The sequence below is a fragment of the Arthrobacter sp. APC 3897 genome (genome assembly GCF_030407495.1).
GTDB lineage: Bacteria > Actinomycetota > Actinomycetes > Actinomycetales > Micrococcaceae > Arthrobacter_B.
In genome coordinates this window covers 69,972-93,833 of sequence record NZ_JASDDG010000013.1, presented here as the reverse complement: position 1 = coordinate 93,833, position 23,862 = coordinate 69,972, and the positions used below count along the sequence as shown (strand labels likewise).

At 64.3% G+C, this 23,862-nt stretch carries 19 protein-coding genes; 10 read left to right on the top strand and 9 right to left on the bottom strand.

Features of this window, described 5'->3' with window-relative positions:
* Positions 1-65 precede the first annotated feature (65 nt).
* Positions 66-1,496 (bottom strand): gamma-aminobutyraldehyde dehydrogenase, encoded by a 1,431-nt coding sequence (locus QMA10_RS08345; protein WP_290167444.1) that lies wholly within the window; start codon positions 1,494-1,496, stop codon positions 66-68.
* A gap of 160 nt (positions 1,497-1,656) precedes the next feature.
* On the opposite strand from QMA10_RS08345, the gene QMA10_RS08340 reads away from it, so the two are divergent.
* The 5 genes from QMA10_RS08340 (at position 1,657) to QMA10_RS08320 (ending at position 6,929) form a co-directional block, all read left to right on the top strand.
* Complete coding sequence (locus tag QMA10_RS08340; RefSeq protein ID WP_290167442.1) at positions 1,657-3,081, top strand: PucR family transcriptional regulator; 1,425 nt, start codon at positions 1,657-1,659, stop codon at positions 3,079-3,081.
* 125 nt (positions 3,082-3,206) lie between these two features.
* Positions 3,207-5,159 (top strand): M13-type metalloendopeptidase, encoded by a 1,953-nt coding sequence (locus QMA10_RS08335; RefSeq protein WP_290167441.1) that lies wholly within the window; start codon positions 3,207-3,209, stop codon positions 5,157-5,159.
* A gap of 130 nt (positions 5,160-5,289) precedes the next feature.
* A complete protein-coding gene (locus tag QMA10_RS08330) occupies positions 5,290-5,910 on the top strand; it encodes a putative glycolipid-binding domain-containing protein (RefSeq protein ID WP_290167439.1) in 621 nt (206 codons plus the stop codon).
* 78 nt (positions 5,911-5,988) lie between these two features.
* A complete protein-coding gene (locus tag QMA10_RS08325) occupies positions 5,989-6,414 on the top strand; it encodes a hypothetical protein (RefSeq protein ID WP_290167437.1) in 426 nt (141 codons plus the stop codon).
* A 23-nt stretch (positions 6,415-6,437) separates the two neighbouring features.
* On the top strand, positions 6,438-6,929 hold the full coding sequence (locus tag QMA10_RS08320) for an HIT family protein (protein WP_290167435.1): 492 nt from the start codon (positions 6,438-6,440) through the stop codon (positions 6,927-6,929).
* Between the two features lie 33 nt (positions 6,930-6,962).
* Here QMA10_RS08320 and QMA10_RS08315 read toward each other — a convergent pair whose 3' ends face one another.
* From QMA10_RS08315 to QMA10_RS08300, 4 genes are all read right to left on the bottom strand, one after another.
* A complete protein-coding gene (locus QMA10_RS08315) occupies positions 6,963-7,949 on the bottom strand; it encodes a lantibiotic dehydratase C-terminal domain-containing protein (RefSeq protein ID WP_290167433.1) in 987 nt (328 codons plus the stop codon).
* 137 nt (positions 7,950-8,086) lie between these two features.
* Positions 8,087-9,148: a polyprenyl synthetase family protein gene (locus QMA10_RS08310; protein WP_290167432.1), complete on the bottom strand. Its 1,062-nt coding sequence runs from the start codon at positions 9,146-9,148 to the stop codon at positions 8,087-8,089.
* Complete coding sequence (locus QMA10_RS08305; RefSeq protein WP_290167431.1) at positions 9,141-10,490, bottom strand: geranylgeranyl reductase family protein; 1,350 nt, start codon at positions 10,488-10,490, stop codon at positions 9,141-9,143. Before QMA10_RS08305 ends, QMA10_RS08310 begins: the two co-directional genes overlap by 8 nt.
* The gene (locus QMA10_RS08300) at positions 10,491-11,198 is read right to left on the bottom strand and encodes a demethylmenaquinone methyltransferase (RefSeq protein WP_290167430.1); all 708 of its coding nucleotides are present in this window, start codon (positions 11,196-11,198) and stop codon (positions 10,491-10,493) included.
* Between the two features lie 140 nt (positions 11,199-11,338).
* Between QMA10_RS08300 and QMA10_RS08295 the strand changes: the two genes are divergently transcribed.
* The 5 genes from QMA10_RS08295 (at position 11,339) to QMA10_RS08275 (ending at position 16,223) form a co-directional block, all read left to right on the top strand.
* Positions 11,339-12,667: an isochorismate synthase gene (locus tag QMA10_RS08295; protein ID WP_290167451.1), complete on the top strand. Its 1,329-nt coding sequence runs from the start codon at positions 11,339-11,341 to the stop codon at positions 12,665-12,667.
* A gap of 181 nt (positions 12,668-12,848) precedes the next feature.
* A complete protein-coding gene (locus QMA10_RS08290) occupies positions 12,849-13,640 on the top strand; it encodes a transporter substrate-binding domain-containing protein (RefSeq protein ID WP_290167428.1) in 792 nt (263 codons plus the stop codon).
* Positions 13,641-13,784: 144 nt separating this feature from the next.
* Entirely contained in the window at positions 13,785-14,570 is a 786-nt protein-coding gene (locus QMA10_RS08285) for a transporter substrate-binding domain-containing protein (RefSeq protein WP_290167427.1), read from the top strand.
* An 88-nt stretch (positions 14,571-14,658) separates the two neighbouring features.
* Entirely contained in the window at positions 14,659-15,444 is a 786-nt protein-coding gene (locus QMA10_RS08280; RefSeq protein ID WP_290167425.1) for an amino acid ABC transporter permease, read from the top strand.
* Positions 15,445-15,449: 5 nt separating this feature from the next.
* Positions 15,450-16,223 (top strand): amino acid ABC transporter ATP-binding protein, encoded by a 774-nt coding sequence (locus QMA10_RS08275; protein WP_290167423.1) that lies wholly within the window; start codon positions 15,450-15,452, stop codon positions 16,221-16,223.
* Positions 16,224-16,290: 67 nt separating this feature from the next.
* On the opposite strand, the gene menD is transcribed toward QMA10_RS08275, so the two are convergent.
* From menD to QMA10_RS08255, 4 genes are all read right to left on the bottom strand, one after another.
* A complete protein-coding gene (gene menD, locus QMA10_RS08270; protein ID WP_290167421.1) occupies positions 16,291-18,045 on the bottom strand; it encodes a 2-succinyl-5-enolpyruvyl-6-hydroxy-3-cyclohexene-1-carboxylic-acid synthase in 1,755 nt (584 codons plus the stop codon).
* 121 nt (positions 18,046-18,166) lie between these two features.
* Complete coding sequence (locus QMA10_RS08265) at positions 18,167-19,876, bottom strand: thiamine pyrophosphate-dependent enzyme (RefSeq protein ID WP_290167420.1); 1,710 nt, start codon at positions 19,874-19,876, stop codon at positions 18,167-18,169.
* Positions 19,877-20,120: 244 nt separating this feature from the next.
* Positions 20,121-21,947 carry a BCCT family transporter gene (locus QMA10_RS08260; RefSeq protein WP_290167419.1) on the bottom strand — a complete coding sequence of 609 codons (1,827 nt, stop codon included), beginning with the start codon at positions 21,945-21,947 and terminating at the stop codon, positions 20,121-20,123.
* 254 nt (positions 21,948-22,201) lie between these two features.
* Positions 22,202-23,854, bottom strand: a complete 1,653-nt coding sequence (locus QMA10_RS08255) for a thiamine pyrophosphate-binding protein (RefSeq protein ID WP_290167417.1) — start codon at positions 23,852-23,854, stop codon at positions 22,202-22,204.
* Positions 23,855-23,862 lie beyond the last annotated feature (8 nt).

The following is a 23,862-nucleotide window of genomic DNA, read 5'->3' as shown; positions in this document are numbered from 1 at the left end:
TGGGGTGTGCCTTTCGAACGGTGCTGCGGTTGCTGCGGGGGGGGGTAGGTGGTGTGCGGGTTCGCTTAAGCGTCCAGCGCGGTCATCACGTGCTTGATTCGGGTGTAGTCCTCCACGCCGTACATGGAAAGGTCCTTGCCATAGCCGGAACTCTTGAATCCGCCGTGCGGCATTTCGGCCGTGAGCAGGATGTGCGTGTTAATCCAGACGGCGCCAAAGTCAAGATCGCGGGCCAGCCGCATGGCCCGGCCGTGGTTGCTGGTCCAGACGCTGGATGCCAGGGCATATTCGACGTCGTTGGCCATTTCCACGGCTTCCTCCTCGGTGCTGAAACCCTGCACTGTGATGACCGGGCCGAAGGTTTCCTTCTGGACGATGTCATCATCCTGGCGGGCGCCGGTGATGATCGTTGGTTCAAAGAAGAACCCCTTGGCCCCGGCGCGCTTGCCGCCGGTGACAATGCGGCAGTGCTCCGGCAGGGCATCAATGACGGCGTTGACCGCGTTGAAGTGGTTGATGTTGTTCAGAGGTCCAAAGTAGTTCTCCTCGGAATCCTCGTGTCCGGTCTGCAGGGTTTTGGTGTGCTCCGCGAGAGCGGCCACAAACTCGTCCTGGACTGAGTCCTCCACAAGGACACGGGTGATGGCCGTGCAGTCCTGGCCTGCGTTGAAGAAGGAAAACTCAGCCACGGCGCGGGCAGTTTTCTGCAGGTCCGCGTCAGCGAACACCACTGCAGGTGCCTTTCCTCCGAGTTCCAGGTGCGCACGCTTGAGCGTTTTGGCGGCACCGGAAGCCACAGCGATGCCGGCGCGCACTGAACCGGTGATGGACACCAGGCCCGGGACCGGGTGCTCCACCATGGCGGCACCGGTTTCTCCGGTGCCCAGGACGACGTTCAGGACGCCGGGAGGGAAAATCTCCCCGGCGAGCCGGGCCAGGACGAGCGTGGATTCGGGCGTGGTGTCGGAGGGCTTGAGCACTACGGTGTTTCCTGCGGCGAGCGCCGGCCCGATCTTCCAGACGGCCATCAGCAGCGGGTAGTTCCAGGGGGCAACCTGGGCAACGACGCCGATTGGCTCGCGGCGGATGAAGGACGTGTGGTCCTCCACGTATTCACCGGCTGCCTTGCCTTCCAGCAGACGGGCGGCGCCGGCGAAGAAGCGCAGCTGGTCCGCTCCCACGGCTACTTCCTCCGCGGCAATGACGGAGGGAACCTGTCCGGTGTTGCGGTGCTGGGCGTCCACCAGTTCATCGGAGTTGGCTTCCAGGGCATCGGCTAGGCGAAGGAGCATGCGCTGGCGTTCGGACGGAGTGGTCCGCTTCCAGGTCTTGAAGGCGGTCGCGGCGGCCTCCATGGCGGCGTCAACGTCTGCCTGGTTGGACACCGGAGACGAGGCCACCACTTCGCCGTTGACCGGGTTGATGATTTCCAGCTGTTCGGTTCCCTGTGCCGGGACAAACTCTCCGTTGATGAAGTTTTGCAGCGTCTGGGCCATGGCTCGCACTGTCCTTTCGAATGGAGGTAAGCCCGGACTCCAGTGCCCGGGGCATTCCTTTCAACCTATGCGGTGAAGACACCGTTCCATAGGGGCAAAACTACAACACACACCACCGGAGTCTGTGCAGGCGACCAACGCCTGACCGTATAGTTGCTAAATGCCGATCCAGCTCTCCGACCTCCTCGCCGCCCCGGGCCTCAACCTGCGCAGCTGCGGCACCGCCGAGCTCACCCCTGCTCCCCTGCAGTGGGTTGCAGTGACCGAATTGGAAGACCCGTTTCCGTTCCTGGGCGGCGGCGAAGTGGTGTTGACAACAGGTGTGCGGCAGCGCAGCGGAGCCGTGCAGCGCAGTTTCGTGGACAGTGTGCACCGGGCCGGTGCGCTGGCCATTGGTTTTGGCACCGGTCTCAGCCATGCCAAGGTGCCGGCGGCACTTCTTGAAGCGGCCGCCCAGCGCGGCCTGTGCGTTTTCGAAGTTCCCTATGAAACTCCGTTCGTGGCCCTGGGCAAGATGGTGGCGGACGCCCTGGCGGCCGATCACGTCACGCAGCTTCGCGATCTGCTCGCAGCACACCAGTCCCTGGCGTCGGCACTGCTGGGAGGGAAAGGCCTGCCCGGACTGCTGCAGGAACTGTCCATGCTGCTGGACAGTCCGGTTGCCCTGTACCAATACGGCGCCCGGCTGTTCACCACGGGCGCCCGGGCCGAATCCGGACCGCGCCAACGCCTTCCGATCGCCACCGGCCTCAGGGACCGCTGTACCCTGATGATCGCTGAACCCTATCTCCGTCCGGATATTGTGGCCTATGCCCAAAGCCTGATCAGTGTGGAGCTGAGCAACCAGGCTCGCCGGCGCAGCCGTGAACGTGCCGTGACCGGCCAGCTCCTGGCCGACGTCGTCGCGGGCCGGCTCACCGGAACCGATGCCTCGATGCGCCTTCAGGCGGCCGGCATCCCCATGACCGGACGCAACGTTACCCTCCTGGTGGAAGCCGCTTCCGGACAGGTGCGCTCGCTGCCGGCTCTGCCGCTGCCTGCGGAGTTCGACGGCGCCGCCACCGCAGTCGTCGAGGACCGGCTTGTTGTTGTGGTTCCGCAGGGCTCCCGCCCCGATCTTGCCCGGATCCTTTCCGGGTACCTCTACGGGAGCGGGCTCACCGCGAAGATCGGCGTCGGCGGCTCCTACGCGGACCACGCCGGGCTGCGCTGGAGCTACTTCGAGGCTAAGGAGGCCCTGCAGCGCGGCCAGAGCCTCAACGAACCGGAGCGGCTGAGCCTCACCTCGCTGCTGATGTCCGGCACCGATGTTCCGCTGGCCGCTCTCGCCGCCGAAGCGCTGGACCCGCTGACGGACTTTGACGCTGCCCACGACGCGAACCTGCTGGAAACCCTGGATCATTACCTCTCTTTGAACGGATCCGTGGCTGCCGTGGCGGATGAGCTGGGACTGCATCGAAACACAGTGCGCTACCGCCTGGGCCAGATCACCGAGCTGACCGGCTATGACCCCGCCGTCACCGCGGACCGCGTGCATCTGTTCCTGGCGCTCAGTGTTCGCCGTCTCGGGTTGGGCGCGGCCTGAGAAGCGGGACGTAAACCTTCTCTGAATTGTCTAGTACCGTGCAGGTAACCGCAGTGCCAACCACCACTATGCAGACGCCGCACCCGCTGAAGTGCCCGATGCAGCGTTCACACGAGGAGCCACCCATGCCGCAGTCGGGGATCGATTTTTCCAGTGCTGACAACAGCGTCCGACCCCAGGACGACCTCTACCGGCACGTCAACGGCGGGTGGCTCAGCAGCACCGCCATCCCTGACGACAGGCCGCTGGAAGGCACCTTCACTGCGCTGCGCGATGAAGCGGAACTGGCGGTGAAGGCGATTATCGAAGAAGCCGCTGCCAAAGGAGAGTCCGCATCCGGCGTCGAGCAGCAAATTGGCGGTCTCTACTCCAGTTTCATGGACGTTGCTGCGGTTGACAGTTTGGGGTTGAAACCCCTGCAGGAACGCTTGGAGCACATCCGCGGGGCGGGCTCGGCCGAAGAGCTCGTCAGCCTGCTTGGCCGGCTGTTCCGTTCTAATGTCCAGGGCTTGTTTTCCTTCTACCCTGCCCCGGACGCGGGAAACCCTGAACGGGTGATCCTCCATCTCGGGCAGGGCGGTCTGGGGCTGCCGGATGAGTCCTATTACCGGGACGACAAGTTTGCGCCGATGGCAGCGGCCTACGGCGATTACGCGGCCAGGCTGTTCACCCTCGCTGAAATCCCTGACGCCCAGGCCGCGGCCCTGCGCGTCATCGCGCTCGAACGGGCACTGGCATCACACCACTGGGACCGGGTGACGCTGCGGGACGCCCACAAGACTTACAACCTCATGACAGCCGCTGAAGCTGTTAACCTCTTTCCTCTGCTGGACACGTGGTTCGAGGCTGCCCGGGTGGAACCGGCCAAACGGGATGAGATTGTTCTCAGCACTCCGGACTTCTTCGCCGGTGCCGCCGCCTTACTCGAGTCCGAGTCCCTGGACACCTGGAAGGAGTGGCTGACCCTGCGGGCCCTTGGTTCGGCAGCGCCCTATCTGTCTTCCGAGTTTGTGGACGCGCACTTCAGCTTCTACGGCACCACACTCAGCGGGACACCCCGGAACAGGGAGCGGTGGAAGCGGGGGGTCGCCGTCGTTGAGGCAAACCTGGGCGAAGCGGTGGGGCGCATTTACGTGGAACGGCACTTCCCCGCCGGCCATAAAGCCCGCATGGAGTCCCTGGTGGCCAATCTGACCGAGGCCTATCGGGACAGCATCTCTTCCTTGGACTGGATGGGCGAAGAGACTAAGGCCGAAGCGCTGTTAAAGCTGAAGTCCTTCCGTTCCAAGGTGGGATTCCCGGACGTCTGGACCGATTACTCTGACGTTGAGATCGATCCGGCTGACTTGCTGGGAAATATTGAACGGGCCCATGACGCTGACGTTGAACGGCACCTGGACGAGATCGGCAAACCGGTTGACCTCGCCAAATGGCGCCTGACACCGCAGACGGTGAACGCCTACTACCACCGCACGCTCAACGAGATTGTCTTTCCCGCCGCGATCCTCCAGCCGCCCTTCTTCAACGCAGAAGCAGACGACGCCGTGAACTACGGAGGAATCGGGGCAGTAATCGGCCATGAAATCGGCCACGGATTCGACGACCAGGGTTCGCAGTTCGATGGCAGCGGCGCACTGCGGAACTGGTGGACTGACGAAGACCGGACCGCGTTCGAAGCATTGACCGCCAAGTTGGTGGCGCAGTATGACGCGCTCTCCCCGTATGCCGCACCCGGCCACAAGGTGAACGGAAAGCTGACGCTGGGTGAGAACATCGGCGACCTCGGCGGTCTGGCGATTGCGTACAAGGCCTACCTCCTCAGCCTGGACGGGGCCGAGCCGGAGGTCATTGACGGGGTCACGGGCCGGCAGCGGTTCTTCATGTCTTGGGCAGCCGTATGGCGCCAGGTAATCCGTTCCGAGGAAGCGGTCCGGAGACTGGCAACCGATCCCCACTCCCCCAACGAGTTCCGCACCAACGCCATAGCCCGCAACCTCGATGCCTTCCACGAAGCGTTCAACGTCACCGCCTCCGACGGCATGTGGCTGGATCCGGAGCAGCGCGTCAGCATCTGGTAGCGGGCAGGTCCTCTAGCGGTGCCTGGCCACGGAGGAACTATGCGGGCCGTCACCTGGATTTGAGGAGGGCGGACACCTCTCGTTGCCGCTTACCGCCCGGTAACCATAATGTGGGGGGATGGAAAACTGCGTGCGACCCGCCCGAACTCTCCGCTGGCAGGGTCTGGAAGACACCGCACGCCATGACACCGCGGCCGTATCGTTTCGGGACCGGGAACTGGCTGCCGGCGGCACCTCGGTCACCGATGAGTACACGGCGTCCTGGACGCTTTCCACGTCTCCGGGCTGGGTGACCACCCGCTTCAGCATCCGGGTCGAAGCACCCGGCTGGTCACGGTCCCTGGAACTCATGCGCTCCCCCGAAGGGAAATGGACCGTTGACACTCAGGTGTCCGGGAACTCCAGCCTGCCCGCCCCCGGCATCGAGGACACCCGAGCGCTGGACAATGCCCAAGACGTTGACCTTGCCCTGTGTCCGCTGACCAACACCATGCCCATCCTCCGCCTGGACCTGCTGAACGCATCGGCTCCTGCGGATGACACCAAGCTCACCGCGGCGTGGGTGGAAATGCCCAGCCTGCGGGTGCTCCCCAGCAAACAGGTCTACTCCCAGGTTTCCGCCTATGACGAGGACCGCGGCTACGGCGTGGTCCTCTACAGTTCCACCTCCCGCGGGTTCACGGCCGAGCTGACGGTGGATGCAGACGGCGCCGTCCTGGACTACCCCGGCATGGCCGCGCGCCTGCCCTGACGCCGGTGACGGGTGCACCCGGCAGCCTCCTCCCGCGGCTAGGATTGAAGTACACCACCCGCAATTTTGGAGACCCCATTGAGCCAAATGTTCCTGGACAAATTCAAAGCCCTGGTCCCCAAGTACCTTGAGGACGACTGGCGCGAAGAAGAAGACGGCATCCCCGCCGACATTCTCAACGAAATGCTCGACGCCCACGACTTCACCATCCCCCTGGTGCTGCGGGAGTTCTACCTGGCCCTGGGCAACAGCGAAGACCTCATGGAGGCCTACCACTTCTTCTGGGACCCGGACGAGCTGGAGGTCGAAGACGGCTACCTGCTCTTCCTCGAGGACGAGGATGAGAAGTTCGTCTGGGGCTTCCGTGTGGACCAGCTGGACGTGCCGGACCCGATCGTGTGGCGTCGCAACAACGCCCGCGGCGACTGGCAAAGCGAAGAGGGGACCTTCAGCGAATACGTCTTCGACATGTTCGAGTGGGTCTTCGAGGAAGACCCGAACTAACACCTGCCCGGAAGGAATACCGCATGCAGCAGCCAGGCACCGTCGATGAGGCGTGGCCCAGCCACGCGCCGGAGAACTACCAGTGCCCGTTCTGTGACATGGCTTCGGGAGAGTTCGCTTTTCCGGACAACCTCTGCGAGCCGGGGGACCTGGTGTATTCCGATGACCTGGTGCTGGCGTTCATCGCCTCGCACGGCTTCGATCCGGAACCGGGTCACGTCCTGGTGACGCCGCGGGAGCATTTTGAGCTGCTGTATGAACTGCCCGACGACGTCGCCGCCCGCCTCATGATTGTCACCCGCGACATGGCGGTGGCCATCAAGAAGGCCTGGCGGCCCGACGGCGTTACCACCCGGCAGCACAACGAACCCGCCGGCAGCCAGCATGTCTGGCACTATCATCAGCACGTGCTGCCCCGCTGGGACAATGACGGGCTCTATTTCACGCCCAAGCGCCCGATCGTGGACCCGGCTGTCCGGGCCCGGAAGGCCGCAGAGCTCCGCGCCGTCCTGTAGCAAAAAATCCCGACAGTGTTCCCGGGAACGTTCCTAGGAACGTTCCCGGCCGGTCGCGGGCTCATGCTCTTTGCTCCATGCATGCGCGTAGATCCCCAGGACGGCCTCTTCCTGCGGAGTAATACCAAAGCGGTTGAGCGTTGTCCGGCTTTGGTACATGGCCAGGAATTGAGCGCTGCGGCTGATGCGGGCTTTATCCGCCCGGTACAGATACGTGTCCACTGCACGGGACCAGCGTTTGCGCCAGGTGTCCACGGAAGGATCGGACGCGACCGCACACATAATGTTGTGCGCAGTCCGGATCTGCGAAGCCTGCTGCGGGGCCGGGACCCGGCGTGCGCGCTCCGCCCCGGGTGCTCCGGACCCGGTGCAGCCGCGCAGATGTTCTGCCCAGTAGTAGTCCCAGCTCAGACCCCTGCGATCCGCCCAAAGCGCGGAGCGGGGTCCGCTCATCAGGGAATGGGCCGTATCAAAAAGCAGCAGCGCAGCAAACGGCGAGCGGGCTCTGGGGGTGGGAAAGCGTCCGAGCGCCCAGGCCGAGAGGTCCGAAGACAGTTCAGCCACTTCACTGGTCAGGGCAATACCTTCACAGCCGCCGAAGACCGCCAGGGCCCGCTCAACCCGCGGGGAGGCGGCTTCCCCCTGGCGGGGCGGATAAAACCCCCAGTTGCGCTCGGAAAGGTTCAGCTCTCCCAGCTCGCCGGAGCACTGGGCCGCGAGTGCCTGCGCGAACCCGTTCAGCCGGGGTGTCACATCCGAGTGAACCAGCAAATGCAGCTGCACGTGCGGCTTCGCGGTATCCAGGGTGCGGGAATAAAAGCTTTTGCCCGCGCCCCAGGACCTTGCCCGGGTACACAGCGGTGTGATCACACGCCTGATGAGGGCGTCACAAACCTCCGGACGTGCCGGTTCCACTGTCAGGGACCACCAGACTGTGGGAGCGGTCTCCTGCGGCCCGGGATACCCCGGCGCCTTCCGCTGCTCCCGCCCCGCGGCGCGCGTGTGTGCAACCTGACTCATGTTTCCCCCTGGACTTCGCGGCTCTGATGTCCCCAAAGGGTGCCACAAACTCCAAGAACCGGTTCGGACTTGGGGAAAGTCCGGCAAGTACCCGCACCATGCTTGTGCCGGGCACCGCCGTCCACTACGCTCCCGCGCTAAACGTCCCGCTCCACCACAGCCACGGCAAAGCTGGCCAGTGCCTGTTTCACTACAGTGTCCGGCAGCGGTTCCAGGGCGGCTACTGCTTCATCGGACCACTGCCGTGCCACGGCCCAGGCTTCTGCCGTGGCCCGGTTCTTCCGCAGGGCCTCAACCGCGGCGGCCAGGGCCTCGTCGGAGCTCAGGTCCCCGTCCACCAGTTCCAGGACCGCAGCCGCTTCAGCGTCGCCCGCCGCCGCATTGCGGCGCAGGATCAGAACCGGCAGGGTGGGAACACCTTCACGCAGGTCCGTTCCCGGTGTCTTGCCGGACTTCACCTCGCGGCCGGTAACGTCGATGACGTCGTCCGCGAGCTGGAATGCGGTACCCACCTTCTCGCCGTACTCGACCATGACGTTGATGAACTGCCGTTCCGCCCCGGAGAACAGCGAGCCAAACTGCCCGGAGGCCGCGATCAGCGAGGCTGTCTTGCCGGAGATCACCGCGAGATAATGCTCCAGCGGATCCTGGTCCTCGCGGGGTCCCACAGTCTCATGCAGCTGCCCCATGCAGAGCCGTTCAAAGGTATGTGCCTGGATGCCCAGTGCTTCGCCGCCCAGCTCGGACACCAGGGACGAGGCACGGGCGAAGATCAGGTCACCGGTAAGGACCGCCACCGAGTTGCCCCACACCTCGTGCGCCGTGGGCGCGCCCCGGCGCAGCGGGGCGGAGTCCATCACGTCGTCGTGGTACAGCGTGGCGAGGTGGGTCAGCTCAACGACGACCGCGGCCTGGATCACCTTGTCATTGGTCGGCTCCGGACCCAGGTGGGATGCCAGCAGCGTCAGGAGCGGCCGGATCCGTTTGCCGCCGGCCTGGGCCAGGTGGCGCGAGGTGGCATTTGCAAAAGGATCCGCATTGGAAATCGCCTCCAGCAGCCGGGTTTCCACCAATTCCAGGGATGCGGCAATCGACGGACCCAGCTGCGGGTCTTCGGCGATGAGCGCAAAACCGGCAGGGAGCGCGGTCAGGGCATCGTCAGCGGCAGTATCCGGGCTGGTGTTCGAGGATTCAGTCACGGTTTAGACTAACTTTTCGTCGGAGCGGGTTGGACAACGGGCGGGAGTGCTCGTTTTGGTTCGAGGCTGCCGGCACCAGTGCTTCCAGTACGGCAATAACTCTATCCTCCAAACCCTTGTTGCTGCGGTCCGTGAGATTAGCCAGCATCCGCACCACAAACTTCATCAGCACGGGCAGCGGCATTCCGGTGCGCAGCGCGAGCTTCATGATCGCCGGCTTGCCGATCAGTCCGGCGAAGATCCCGCCCAGGGCGAAGTGGCTTCCCCATTCATCGCGGATATGGCCGGCATAGCCGGAAAGCCGGTAATCGAAGGCCGCCGCAGCGGACAGGATCCCCGGGCTGCGTGCCTCGGCCTCGCCTGCCACGATGAAGTCCGCGGCAAACCGTGCGGATTCCATCGCGTAGGAAATGCCCTCGCCGTTGAACGGAGAGACCATACCGCCGGCGTCGCCGAGCAGCAGCAGCCCCGGCGAATAATGCGGTGTGCGGTTGAACCCCATGGGCAGGGCCGCCCCGCGGATCTCCCCCACCTGGTTCTCCGGCGTAAAACCCCATTCCGCGGGCATACCGGCGGTCCAGTCACGCAGGACCTTGCGGTAGTCCAGCTTGCCGAACTCCTTGGAGGAATTCAGGATGCCCAGGCCCACATTGGACGTTCCGTCTCCCACTCCAAAGACCCAGCCGTAACCGGGCAGCGGATTTCCGGCGGCGTCAGGAAGCTCCAGCCACCCTTCCATCCAGTCATCGTTGCTGCGCGGGCTCTCGAAATAGGTGCGCACCGCCACGCCCAGCGGCCGGTCATCGCGCTTTTCGATGCCCAGGCTCAGAGCAGTGCGGGAGGAATTGCCGTCAGCGGCCAGCACCACGTCGGCGAAGAATTCGCGGGTTTCCCCGGTCCGCCGGCCGGCGTCGTCGAGCACGTTGGCAACCACACCGGTGACCCGGCCGCCGTCGTCCCGCAGCGCTGAGGTGACGGAGTGCCGTTCCAGGATGCGCGCCCCCGCCGCCTGGGCGTGGCGCGCCAGAGCCTCATCAAAGCCCAGACGGGTGCGGATCAACCCGTAATCGGGAAAATCGGAAAGCGTTGGCCAGGGCAGTTCAACGGTGCGGCCGGCCGCGATCAGGCGCAGGCCCTTGTTGCGGCGCCAGCCTTCGGATTCTTCATGCGGCAGGCCCAGGAGCTGGATTTCGCGGACAGCGCGGGGCGTCAGCCCGTCGCCGCAGACCTTTTCCCGGGGGAAGGATGTTTTCTCCAGGACGGTGACATCCTGGCCCGCGCGGGCCAGATAATAGGCAGCGGTTGAACCGGCCGGACCGGCACCGACAATAAGAACCTTCACTTAGATGGCTGTCCTCCCCGGCTTTACAGCACGGTGAATTGCCACAATGCCGCCGGTGAGGTTGCGGTAGGCCACATCTTCCCAGCCGGTTTCGGAAATCCAGGCTGCCAGTCCGTCCTGGTTGGGCCAGGCGCGGATGGACTCGGCGAGGTAAACGTACGCGTCAGGGTTGGACGCAACCTTGCGGGCGATCGGAGGAAGGGCGCGCATCAGGTACTCGGTGTACATGGTGCGCCACACCGGAACGGTGGGCGAGGAGAACTCGGCAATAACCAGGCGGCCGCCGGGCTTGGTGACGCGCAGCATTTCGGAGAGCGCCTTCTTGGGCTCGTTCACGTTGCGCAGGCCGAAGGAGATGGTGGAGGCGTCAAAGGAGTTGTCCTCGAACGGCAGATTGGTGGCATCTCCGGCCACAAAGTCGATATCCGGGCGGCGACGCTTCCCTACCTTGAGCATGCCCAGGGAGAAGTCGCAGGCAACCACATTGATGCCTGCGTCCGCGTACGGCTCGCTGGAGGTTCCGGTGCCGGCGGCCAGGTCAAGGACCCGCTGACCGGGCCGGGCGCCGACGGCGTCCACTACCAGGCGCCGCCAACGGCGCGTCTGTCCCAGGGACAGCACGTCATTAACGACGTCGTACTTCGGTGCCACGTCGTCAAACATGGCAGCGACTTCATCCGGGCGTTTTTCCAACGATGCGCGCTTCACCTGATCATTGTCTCAAAGAATGTTCATGGGACCGAACGCGCAGCTGCAGGTGTCTGCCGCCTCACGAAGTACGGGCCGGGTGCCCGCAGCAGTGCGGAACGCTGCCCGCGGCACATCCGCGCGAGGAGTAGGCTGGAGTCATTATGACCACCCTGCGTTCCCTGACCGTGCCCATTGGTGAGCTGTCCGCCACAATCGGGCTGCTGGAGTATCTGGTCCTCAATGACCAGCTTGCGTGGATCCGCAGCGGAGAAGGACTGGTGGGGTTCGGGCAGAGCGCCCGTTTTACCTCCAGCGGACCCGAACGCTTCGCGGATGCACAGCAGTGGTGGCTGAAGCTGGCGGACGACGCCGAGATCGAGAATCCGCTGTCCGTCCCCGGCAGCGGTCTGGCAGCTTTCGGCTCCTTCGGTTTCTCCAAGCGCTCTCCCTTTGAATCCCGGCTCATTGTTCCCGAGATCGTGGTGGGTTCCCGTGACGGGGGCACCTGGATCACGCAGACCACCGCAGATCCCGACGCCGAGCTGAGCCTTGCCTCCGCCCAGGCCGCCCTGGCTGTCTACCTTGATGAAGTGCCGGTTGCGCGCGAGCCCGATCCCGAGGACCGCATCCTGCCCGGCGTCCTCAGCGAGGCGGAGTGGAAAAACGCCGTAACCCGCTCGGTGGCCCACATCAACGCCGGCGACCTGAGCAAGATTGTCCTGGCCCGCGATATTGTCGCTTCGCTCGGCTCACCGGTGTCCGCAGCGCAGGTGCTGCGCGAACTGGCCCTGCGCTACCGCAGCTGCTGGACCTATTCGGTGGACGGGCTGATCGGTTCCACACCGGAGATGCTGATCAAGGTGGAAAACGGCGTTGCCCGGGCCCGCGTCCTGGCCGGCACCCTGGACCGCGCAACGGCGCCGGCGGATGACCCGGATTATCCTCAGCGGGTACTGGCCGGGTCCGACAAACAGCGCCACGAACACCAAATCGCCATTGATTCGCTCACCCGCCAGCTGCAGCCCTTCACCTCGTCCATGACTTCGCACAGCGAGCCCTTTGTCCTGGAGCTGCCCAATGTGTGGCACCTCGCCTCCGATGTGGCCGCCGAGCTGGCACCCAATGCCGACGGCGGAATTCCGACGTCGCTCGCCCTGGTGGAGGCACTGCATCCCACCGCGGCAGTCTGCGGCTTCCCCACCAGCGTTGCCGGTCAACTGATCAGTGAACTTGAGCACATGGACCGCGGCCCGTATGCCGGACCAGTGGGCTGGATGGATGCCGCCGGCAACGGCGAATGGGGCATTGCCCTGCGCGGAGCCGTCATCGAGGGCCCCCGCACAGTGCGGCTGTATGCAGGCTGCGGCATTGTGGCAGGCTCCAATCCGGCCGCTGAACTGGCGGAAACGTGGAGTAAGTTCCGGCCCATGCTGGAAGCACTGGAGCTCGACCGTGCCCGCGGCGCCGTAGCCGGACCCCGGGCTTAGCGCTCCGCCGCCTCGGCTCCTAAACTTTAAACGCCACCCTTGACGGTGTGACGAACGCTGTGTAGTGCACCCTCACAAAGTGCGTATAATTGAGTGATCGTGCATATTTATGCATAGCTCAGGCATCAGCACCGGCCCGCCTGCCGGTCCCGTCCCTTCCAAATTCGAGGTTGTCATTCCCATGCTCCACAAAACACGCACCGCTCTGGCCGCCGTCCTGGCTCTGGGCGCCCTGACCGCCACCGCCTGCAGCGGCGGCAGCGGAACTGCGGAAACAGAATCCGGAATTCCGCTCGTGAACGACGGCGCGCTGACGGTATGCTCCAATGTTCCGTTTGTGCCGTTTGAGTACGTGGGCGAAGACGGGGAATACACCGGCTTCGACATGGATCTCAGCCGCGAGATTGCCGCCGGCATGGGCCTGGAACTGGAAGTCCAGAATGCCAGCTTCGACGGTCTCCAGAGCGGCACCGTCCTGGCCGCCAATCAGTGCGACGTCATCGCGGCCGCCATGACCATCACCCCGGAACGCGAAAAGAACCTCGCCTTCTCCGACCCGTACTACGACTCCCTGCAGTCGCTGCTGGTGTCTTCCGATTCAGAGGCCAAGGCCCTGGAGGACATGGCGGGCAAGAAGATTGGCATCCAGCAGGGGACAACGGGTGAAACCTATGCCCGGGACAACGCTCCCGCGGATACCGAGGTCATTTCCTACCAGACCGATGCGGAGCTTTTCCAGGCACTTCAGGCCGGCAACATCGAAGGTGTCCTGCAGGACCTGCCCGTGAACCTCGGTCATACCGACGACGACGCCTATACCATCGCGGCAACGTACGCCACCGGTGAGTCTTACGGGCTGGCTGCCAAGAAGGACGGCAGCGAGGAACTGATCAAGGAGATCAACACCCAGCTGGCCGAGATGCGCAGCAACGGTAAGTACCAGGAGATTTACGACAGGTATTTCACCGAATAAGACACCTAAAGGGCCAAATTCGTTGACGGCGCACTCGTGCCCGACATCCTGATGAAATATCGCATGCGTAGAATCTAGAGTGCTTTCATCTGTTTATGAAGGGGCAATCGCCACTGGCTCCGTCCACGAAAAGGTTGTAGATCCATGCTGAACAAAGCACGTAAAACCGCGCTTGCCGCGGTGACTCTGGGCGCCCTGGCGCTGACCGCCTGCGGCGGAGACGATTCATCCGCCAACGGCGCGGACTCCGGCCTTGGGCTGGTCTCGGAAGGCACCCTGACGGTTTGCTCCGAAATCCCCTACGTACCTTTTGAATACGTGGAGGATGGTGAGTACACCGGGTTTGACATGGATTTGATCCGGGAAATCGCCACCGGAATGGGTCTGGAAACAGAAATCCAGCAGCAGGGCTTTGAGGCCATTCAGGGCGGCACCGCAGTGAGCGCCAACATGTGTGATCTCAGTGCCAGTGCCGTCTCCATCACACCCGAACGCTCCGAGAAGCTGCTGTTCAGCGACCCGTACTATGACTCGCTGCAGACCCTGCTGGTACCTGCCGGTTCGGACATCTCCGGCATCGACGATCTGGCCGGCAAGCGCGTGGGCGTGCAGCAGTCCACCACCGGCGCCGCTTATGCACAGGAGAACGTCGAAGGTGCCGAAATCCTGGAATACCCCGGCGACGGTGAACTGTTCCAGGCCATTCAGGGCGGAAGCATTGACGCCATCCTGCAGGACATCGCCGTGAACACGAACCACACCAAGGACGGCGCCTTCGACATTGTCGAGGAATACCAGACTGACGAGTCCTACGGCTTCGCCACCAAGAAGGAAAACACCGCCCTGATCGAAGAGGTCAACGCCCAGTTGGCAGATCTTCGGGACAACGGCAAATACGACGAAATCTACGACAAGTACTTTGCCGAATAAGCACTGATACGCACTGAACGTTCCGCCGTCCCGGGTTGAGACCCAATCCGGGACGGCGCCACACATATCTTCCGCGGAAGGCTCCACCTTGAAACCCTCCACCCGCAGACGCCTCTTCCGGGGCAGCCTGTATGCCGTCTTCATCCTGGCCGTCCTGGCCATAGTCCTGCTCGCGGACTGGAAAGCAATCGGGGTGAACTTCTTTGACGCCGAAGTGGCCAAGAAGGCCTTCCCGACCATCATCACCGTGGCCGTCAAGAACACGATCATCTACACGGCCATCGCCTTTGCCGGCGGCCTGGCCCTGGGTTTGATCCTTGCCCTGATGAAGCTCTCCCCGGTGGCCCCGTACCGGTGGGCCGCAACGGCCTACATCGAACTCTTCCGCGGCCTGCCGGCCCTGCTGGTGATCTTTGCCTTCGCCTTCGCCGTGCCGATCGCCTTCTCCTGGCAGTGGCCCGGAGGAAACGCCGGCGGCGGCCTGATTGCCCTGATCGCCGTGTCGGCAGCCTACATCGCCGAGACCATCCGTGCCGGCATTCAGGCGGTTCCGTCCGGCCAGATCGAAGCAGCCCGCTCCCTGGGCATGGGCCCGGCCTGGACCATGGTGTCCGTGACCCTGCCGCAGGCCTTCCGCATCATCACGCCCCCGCTGACCAATGAACTTGTCATCCTGATCAAGGACACGTCCCTGCTGTTCATTGCCGGCATGGCGCTGGCAGACCGCGAACTCACCACGTTTGCACGCGATGCCGTCTCGCAGAACGCCAACCCCACGCCGCTGGTGCTGGCCGCTCTGATGTACCTGATTATCACGCTGCCGCTGACGCAGCTGGTGGCACGCCTTGAACGACACAACCAGAGAGGTCGGTAAAGGTCATGAGCACTGAAATCCACGACTCCACCGCCGCCGTCAACAAAGCGGTTCCCGCCATCCAGGTGCAGAACCTGCACAAGAGCTTCGGTTCCAACGAAGTCCTCAAGGGCATCGACTTCCACGTGGACCAGGGTGAAGTGGTCTGCGTCATCGGCCCGTCAGGCTCCGGCAAGTCCACCCTGCTGCGCTGCGTCAACCGCTTGGAGGAGCCCACCAGCGGCACCATCCTGGTGGAGGGCGTGGACATCACCGATCCCGAGACGGACCTGGACAAGGTCCGCACCCGGATCGGCATTGTGTTCCAGCAGTTCAACCTGTTTCCGCACCTGAACGTCCTGAAGAACCTCATGCTGGCCCAGCGCCGCGCCAAGAAGCGAGGAAAGGCCGAGGCCGAGGAAGTGGCCCGCAAGAACTTGGCCAAGGTTGGCCTGGCAGACCGCGCAGACGCCTTCCCAGCCCAGCTCTCCGGCGGACAGCAGCAGCGCGTGGCTATTGCCCGGGCGCTGTCCATGGACCCGGACATGATGCTCTTCGATGAGCCCACGTCCGCCCTGGACCCCGAGCTGGTGGGCGATGTGCTTGCCGTCATGCGCAATTTGGCTGAGGAGGGCATGACCATGATGGTGGTGACCCATGAGATCGGCTTTGCCCGCGAAGTAGGTGACCGCGTGGTCTTCATGGACGGCGGCGTCGTCGTCGAGCAGGGCCGCCCGGCCGATGTACTGGACAACCCGCAGCACCCCCGCACCCGCGAGTTCCTCTCCAAGGTGCTCTGACCTTCCACTTCAAAGCAGCCCTCCCGCGCAACGAGCGGGAGGGCTGCTTTTTTGGTGCCGCAGAAAACTACCTCAGCACATTCCGGACGGCGCTGCTGACCGCCGCATGGAGTTTCCGCAGGGCGTCCCGGCGCACCGGAACCTCGAGGATCGAGCGTCCCGTGACCGGGGCATCGAGGGCCTCGTCAAGCTCGTCCGCCGTGCGGACCAGTGTGTGCGGCACCCCGTAGGCGGCGGCGAGTGCGGCCAGGTCAACTGTGTGCGGGGTCCCGAAAAAGCGCTCGACGACGGCGGCATACTCTTCGCGCTCCCCCAGCGCTCCGTGCTCAAGCGTGGAGAAGATGCCGCCGCCGCCGTCGTTCAGCACCACCAGCTGCAGATCAGGCTCAGGTTCCCCGGGGCCAAGAAGGAGGGCGCCGGCGTCGTGCAGGAAGGTGAGGTCGCCCAGCAGCACCCGGGTGGGGATGCCGTTGGCCAGCGCAATGCCGGAAGCCGTCGCAATGGTGCCGTCAATGCCGGCCAGGCCGCGGTTGGCGTAGACGTCCAGCGGATGCCAGTCCGGAGCCGCCACCAGATCCATGTCCCGAATCGGGTTGGAAGAGCCGAGCACCAGGTTTCCGTCCGTGTGGTCCCAGACCAGATCCGCGACCTGCAGGCCGTTCAGTTCAGCCTCCCCCTCGAGCAGGGAAGATACCGCGGCCATCGCCGCTGCGGAGGCCGCCTGCCAGCGCTCCAGCCAGCCGGGAGTGCCTTCGCCGGCAAAGCCGAACAGCCCGGCCAGGTCGGTGATGAGGGTTTCGGGGCGGCGTCCGGCGGTGAACCAGTTGACCGGGCGCGGTACGTAAATGGCCTTCTCCACGTCCCTGCGGGCGAGCAGTGCGGCAACCGGCCGGGACAGGGTGGGCCGGCCGAAGACCACCACGCGTTCAACCTCCGGGCCCAGTTCCTCCAGCAGCAGGCGGTAGGCCCCGATCGCGTTCGGGCCGAAGCGGGCGTTCGAGGACGGTTCGGCGAGCAGGGGCAACCGTGCGCGCCTGGCAAACAGTGCAGCAATCTCGCCGGCGCCGTCACCGGCTATGACAACGGCGCGGTACGTTCCATCGTGGTTTGCCAGCACGGCGGCTTCCCGTCCGGTGGCGACGGGGTCGGAGGGCAGTTCCGCATCCGGAAGTTCGGCGTAGGCGGCGGCCAATTCGGCGGTGTCACCGTCCTGCGGGATCAGCGGGTCGCGGAACTGCAGGTTGATGTGGATGGGGCCCGCCGGACCGCCGGCGCTGACCTCGTTGAAGGCTGCGTTGATGGCCCCGGCGGGATCTTCTCCGGCGCGGATGTCGGCTGTGGCTGCCGGAAAGTCCGCGAAGATCCCGGGCTGGACAGTTGTCTGGTTGGCGCCGGTGCCGTGCAGCTCTGCCGGCCGGTCTGCGGACAGCACCACCAGCGGCACCCCGGCATGATGGGCTTCCATCACGGCCGGCATCAGTTCGCCCACGGCAGTTCCGGAGGTGGTGACGACAGCTGCCGGCCGGTGTCCGCCCCGTGCCAGGCCGAGGGCGGTGAAGCCGGCAACCCGTTCATCGATCCGGATGTGCACGCTCACCCGGCCCTGCGCTTCGGCTTCCCCCAGGGCATAGGCCAGCGGGGCACTGCGCGACCCCGGGGCAACCACCACGTCGGTTACCCCCGCCGCGGTCAGCGCGGAGACGGCGGAGCGGGCGGCCTGCAGCGAACTCAGGCTGCTCCCTGCTTCGGGCTCAACAAAGCCGGCGGAGGAAGCGGGAAAGGGGGCGGAGGACGGGCTGGGAGACTCTGAAGATCCGGTCACTCCTCCATCCTAGGGTTCGGGGGCGGGTGTGTATCGTCGTCGGGCCGATACACACCCGACTGAAGGGCAGGCAGCCGCATGAGCCGACGGCGGACAGCCGCCCCCCCCTTCATCAGTACGCTCAGTAGGCCTTCACGCGCTGTTCGACCACCAGGTGGATGAGCGCGAAGGTTTTGTCCTCATCGATAGCCTTCAGTGCAGCCTCAACGGCGGCGGGCACATCGGCGTCGTGCTCCACTTTGATGCCGAAGCCCCCAAAAGCCCGGGCCATAAGCGCAAACTCGGGGTTCTTCAGCTGGGTGCCGGAAACCCGGTCCGGATAGTGGCGCTCCTGATGGGTTCGGATCGTGCCGTATTCCTGGTTGTCCATGACGATCACCAGCGGGGTGGCCCCGTACTGGGCGGCCGTAGCCAGCTCCTGGCCGTTCATCAGGAATTCGCCGTCGCCGGCAATCGTCACCACGCGCCGGCCCGGGTAGGTCAGGGACGCAGCGACTGCCGACGGCACGGAATAGCCCATGGAACCGTTGCGGGCGCTGACCATGGAGGCGTAGCGCTTCGTGGGGAAATAACGGTGGGCCCAGTTGGTGTGCTCGCCCGCCCCCAGGGTGACCACGGCGTCATCGGGCAGCGTCGGCACCAGATGCGCCATCAGGGTGTCCATCCGTGCCTGGCCGGCCTGCGGCCCGGCGGGCGGCAGGGCGGCGAAGGATTCCTGCTCTGCGCGCATGCGGGAGGTCCAGGCCTTCCACTCGTCCTTCACCGGCAGATCCATCAGGACCAGGTCACGGACAAAGACATCCGGCTTAGCGACGATCTGGTAGGAAACCGGACCGGAACGGCCGCGCAGCGAGGGATCAATCGTGACGAGGAAGTTCTTCTTGGCCCAGTCCTGCCGCGCGACGAAACCATCAGTGAGCACGTCGCCGGGCACGGTGCCCACGAAGACCAGCAGATCCGTCTCTTCGAGCAGGTCATAAGTGGGCTTTGGCCGGCCGTACCCGATGGGCCCCACGTACGAGGGCGAGTCAAAGGGTACGGTTCCCTCGCAGCGCCACTCCGCGGCGGCGGGCAGGTGGTGTTCCTCCAGCCAGCGGGTCAGGGTATCTGCGCCTTCCTGCGTCCAGTCATTGCCGCCGGTGACAAACAGCGGCTTGTCCGCTTCCTTCAGCGCAGCCTGCAGCGCTTTCCAGTCCGTGACGGTCATGCCGCCCGGGGCAACCGGAATCGGCGGATGGAGGACGGCGCTGATTTCCTTGCGGATGATGTCCTCGGGAAGGCCGACGACGACGGGACCCGGGCGGCCGCTCATCGCGGCAAAGATCGCCTCGGCTACAATCTCGGACGCGCGCTCGGCATGGTCCAGAACCATCACCCGCTTGGCGCCGGTGTCGAACCAGGCCTTGATATCGAATTCCTGAAAGGCCTCACGGTCCCGGTGCTCGAACGGGATCAGGCCCACAAAGAGCACCATGGGCGTGGAATCCTGCCAGGCCGTGTGCAGGCCGACGTGCGCGTTTGCCGCACCCGGGCCGCGGGTAACCATGGCGATGCCCGGCAGCTGCTGCATCTTGCCTGCGGCCTCGGCCATGTAGGCGGCGCCGCCCTCATGCCGGCAAACGACAGTTTCAATCGCTGACTGGTGCAGTCCGTCCAGCACATCCAAAAAGCTTTCGCCGGGCACCACATAGGTCCGTTCCACCCCGTGAGCAGCCAGCGCATCAACAATCACGTGGCCGGCGGACTTGGTCGCGGAGCCGGTTGCTGCCGGGGAGGGAGCGGACACGCTGGGAAAGGAGGATGCCTGAGGCAGCTCTGACGTCGTTGTCATCTATTCACTTTCGTTGCTCGGATACATCAATACGCCGTCGGACTGTCAAGGTCCGTTCGATTTCCCTCAGCAAAGCAGTTGCTTGGTTGTGAGGTGGGTTCATCCTAACCACACCGGGCCGGTATCCGGCGTAGTGTGACGAGACCGGTCCCGCTCTCCGGGACTCGCGGCGTAGCGGCAGCCCCCTTCCACCCCGGGCAGCAGCTGCCCGGTCAGCAGCTGCCCGGGCCGGTCGGTCCAGCCTTTAGTCGGCCGCGGCGGTTTTTACCTTGTCCGGCAGCTCTTCCGGACCCTCCATGACATCCGGATCCTGCACCGCCTCCGTGTACCACTCGGTGAGCGCGGGGTCATCGCTCTCAAAGTCGGCGCCGGCCCCTTCATCCTCCGCCACGTGGGCGGCACCGAAGACAAAGTCATCACCGTGCTCGCCGATACCCCGGCGGACCCCTCCCCGAATGGCCTCCAGCGCATACCGGCGGCGAATCATGTAGGGATCGTTGCGCAGCTCCTTGCCCCACGAGACCATGACGCCAATCAGGATGATGGTGAAGGGCAGGGCACAGGTCACCATAATGGACTGCAGCCCCGAGAGGGCATTGCGGCCGCCGGCCAGCAGCAGGGCCATGGAGATCAGCCCAAGCGCGGCAGCCCAGGCGATGGTCACCGGCTTCGAGGGGACCGGCCGCCCTGACTGCGACATGGAACCCATGACATTGGCTGCCGAGTCTGCAGCGGTGACAAAGAAAATGAGAATGGCGATCAGGCAGACAACCGATGTCACGGTGCTGAACGGAAGGTTGCCCAGCAAATCGAACATGACGTTCTCCCCGGCACCCGCCACCGTCATGTCCCTGCCCTCCATGTTCATCCAGATGGCACTGCCGCCGAAGACCGTGAACCAGACGACGGAAATGGCTGAGGGAACAAACACCACCACGGTGACGAACTGGCGCAGGGTCCGGCCTTTGGAAATCTTGGCAATGAACATGCCCACGAACGGCGACCATGAAATCCACCAGGCCCAGTACAGCGTGGTCCAAGCTGTCAGATACGCCTCTTCCGTGGCGCCCTGGCCGGCAAAGACGGTCAGCATGTCCGGCAGGTTGTCGAAAAATGCGATCAGCGAAACCGGCAGCAGATCCAGCACGAAAAAGGTCGGTCCCGCCAGCAGGACAAATGCTGCGAGCAGGATGACCAGGCTCATATTGGCGTTGGACATCAGCCGAATGCCCTTTTTGATGCCGGCCACTGCGGAGATGGTGAAGACAACCGTCAGAATGGTGATGGCCACGACGACGAAACCGTTGCCCAGTTCCTGCCCCGTGATGATCGACACGCCCGTGCGGATCTGGAGTGCGCCGATGCCCAGCGACGTCGCGGTGCCGAACAGGGTGACCAAGACGGCAAAGACATCGATGGCCTTGCCCAGGACACGGTTGTTGCCGTCCGGGAAGACCGGTTCAAACAGTGATGAAATCAACGGCAGCCGCCCCCGCCGGTAGGAGGCGTAAGCCAGGGCCCCGCCTACCAGGGCATAGATGCACCAGGCGATGGATGCCTGGTGCAGGAAAGCATCAGTCATGGCAGGCAGAATGGCATCAGAGGTCCCTGCCTCGGCGTCGGTTGACGGCGGCGGGCTCAGGAAGTGGCTGAGCGGCTCCATGGGGCCGTAGAAGATCAGGCCAATGCCCAGACCTGCGGCAAACAGCATGGAGATCCACGACAGGGTCGAGTATTCCGGGGTACTGTCGTCGGCACCGAGACGGATCTTGCCTGTGGGACCGAAGCCGGCCACGAGCATGAAGATCACGATACCCACGACGGTTGCGTTGAACAGCCAGCCGAAGTGAACCACCACCCAGCCCTGCATGGTGGTACCCACCATATTCAGGTGCGCCGGAGCGAACGTTGCCCATGCCAGGACCGCCAGCGAGACAGCCAGGGCAACAATGAACACACTGCGCCGGGTGGGAAAACTGGCCCCGGTGTCTTCGACGCTGATCCCGGGAACAAGTCCGGGATGCATGCCGAACGTTGGCTCCGCCGCCGCATTGCGCAGTGCTTTTTTCACCCGCTCAGCGGGCCGCCCGCCGGCCTTCTGTCCCTCCGGACCGCCGCCCGGCGGTCTGTCAGTTGTGCTTGCTGCTCCGCCAAAACGTGAAGGATCAGAATTCATAACGAATGACCTTAGCGCATTAGTTTGGCATTCCTCCAATCCATAACAATTAGAAAACTATCAACACAAATGCAACTTAATTAATGAACACCTCGCGCGTAGCAGAGAATTCAAACAAATACTAGTTGTGTTTCAAAGGCTAAAGGTCCCTACCCGGCAGACGCTGCAGCCAGGATGGGTGCCATGCTTTCACGCATGTAATCAGCCACCTCGCTTTGGGTTACCGCCACATCGAGCACAAACAGGCCTTCAGCACCGTCGGCAAGCCACTTTTCGAGGACAGACAGGTCGTCCAGTGAACGCATTTTCACGCCCTGCGCACCCATTGCACGCCCCAGCGCACTGAAATCAACCTCCGGGATCTGCATAGCCGTATCGTCGAGGCCTCGAGCGGCGTATTGATGGACTTCGGCTCCGTAGGCGGCATCGTTGAACACCACCATGATCCCGCTCGGAATGGCGCGCACTGCGGACTCCAGATCCGCCAGCGCCATCAGGGCGCCGCCGTCTCCGGCAATCAGCACAGTGGTCCGGTCCGGACGGGCCACCGCCGCTCCGACTGCAGCCGGGATGCCCAGGCCGATGGACTGGAACGCGGTGCCAACCATCATGAGGCCCTGCGGATCCGGAGCCTGGCAGTACATCGGGATCCAGCCGCAGAAGTGCCCGCCGTCCTGGACGATGGTGCGGTTGCGGGGCAGGACCGCATCGAGCTGCTGCGCCACGGCGCGGGGATTCAACCGCCCGTCAGGGGCGAACTCCTCCGCGGCAGGATCGACGGCGAATGTCGGCGCGGCCACCTCCGGATGCTGCGTCCGCCATCCGTCCTCCACAGCGGAAACTGCTGCCGTCAATGCCACAGCGGTTTCGCGGGCATCGGCCTGGATGAACCTCGAAACCCGGGGGTTTGTGGGCGAGTCGGCTGCATCAATCTGGATGACCTCGGCGTCTTCCGCGAAGAGGGATCCGTAGCGGGTCTGGAAGGCATTAAGGCTGGCGCCGGCAACAATGACAAGGTCCGCGGAGCGCATGAGCTGGAGGGGAGCCATGAGTGCGAAGCCCCCGGCGATACCCAAATCCCAGGACGTATCGAGGTAATTCCGCGCCATCAGTGAAGTCGCAAACAATGCACCGATCTTGTCCCCCAGTTCCACCAGTGCAGTCCCCGCACCTGAAATCACGGCACCGTTGCCGGCCAGGATCAGGGGCCGCCGGGCGCGGTTCAGCAGCGCGGCGACGCGCTCCACGGCGCCGGGGTCAGGCTGCACCCGGTCAGACGGCTGCCGCGGCACGGCCTGCTCCTGCGGTCCGGCCGCTTCATTGGCAAGGTCATAGGGAATGGAAACAATCACGGGGCGCCGTTCGTTCCCGGCTGTGGACCAGGCCTCTTCGGTGAGGCGTTCGGCGTTTCCGGCAGCCACGGTAAGGGTGTGTACCCCCAGGCCCCGGGCCACCATCAGCTGGTCAATGTCCCATGGCCGGGCCCCGGCGGTCGGTGCTTCTCCCACAACCAGCACCATCGGGATCCGGGCTTTGGCGGCCTCGGTAAGGGCGGTCAGGGAATTGGTAAAACCGGCCCCGTAAGTCACCGTTGCCACCGCAATCTTGCCGGAGGCGCGGTAATACGCGTCCGCCATGGCCACGGCTCCGGCTTCATGCCGGGCGCTGGTATACGGCAGGCCGCGGGCCGTGAGGTTGGACGTGAAAAAGGCGTTGCCGTTGCCCATCAGGCCAAACACCGCCTCAGCGTGACGTGCACACACTTCCGCGACGACGTCGGATACGTTCAGCTGTTCAGTCATGTTGGTTC

Coding starts and splice junctions, on each gene's coding strand:
- QMA10_RS08320 (WP_290167435.1), top strand. CDS start 6,438: ATGCAGCAGCCAGGCACCGTCGATGAGGCGTGGCCCAGCCACGCGCCG.
- QMA10_RS08315 (WP_290167433.1), bottom strand. CDS start 7,949: ATGAGTCAGGTTGCACACACGCGCGCCGCGGGGCGGGAGCAGCGGAAG.
- QMA10_RS08265 (WP_290167420.1), bottom strand. CDS start 19,876: ATGACAACGACGTCAGAGCTGCCTCAGGCATCCTCCTTTCCCAGCGTG.
- QMA10_RS08275 (WP_290167423.1), top strand. CDS start 15,450: ATGAGCACTGAAATCCACGACTCCACCGCCGCCGTCAACAAAGCGGTT.
- QMA10_RS08255 (WP_290167417.1), bottom strand. CDS start 23,854: ATGACTGAACAGCTGAACGTATCCGACGTCGTCGCGGAAGTGTGTGCA.
- QMA10_RS08290 (WP_290167428.1), top strand. CDS start 12,849: ATGCTCCACAAAACACGCACCGCTCTGGCCGCCGTCCTGGCTCTGGGC.
- QMA10_RS08285 (WP_290167427.1), top strand. CDS start 13,785: ATGCTGAACAAAGCACGTAAAACCGCGCTTGCCGCGGTGACTCTGGGC.
- QMA10_RS08335 (WP_290167441.1), top strand. CDS start 3,207: ATGCCGCAGTCGGGGATCGATTTTTCCAGTGCTGACAACAGCGTCCGA.
- QMA10_RS08345 (WP_290167444.1), bottom strand. CDS start 1,496: ATGGCCCAGACGCTGCAAAACTTCATCAACGGAGAGTTTGTCCCGGCA.
- QMA10_RS08340 (WP_290167442.1), top strand. CDS start 1,657: ATGCCGATCCAGCTCTCCGACCTCCTCGCCGCCCCGGGCCTCAACCTG.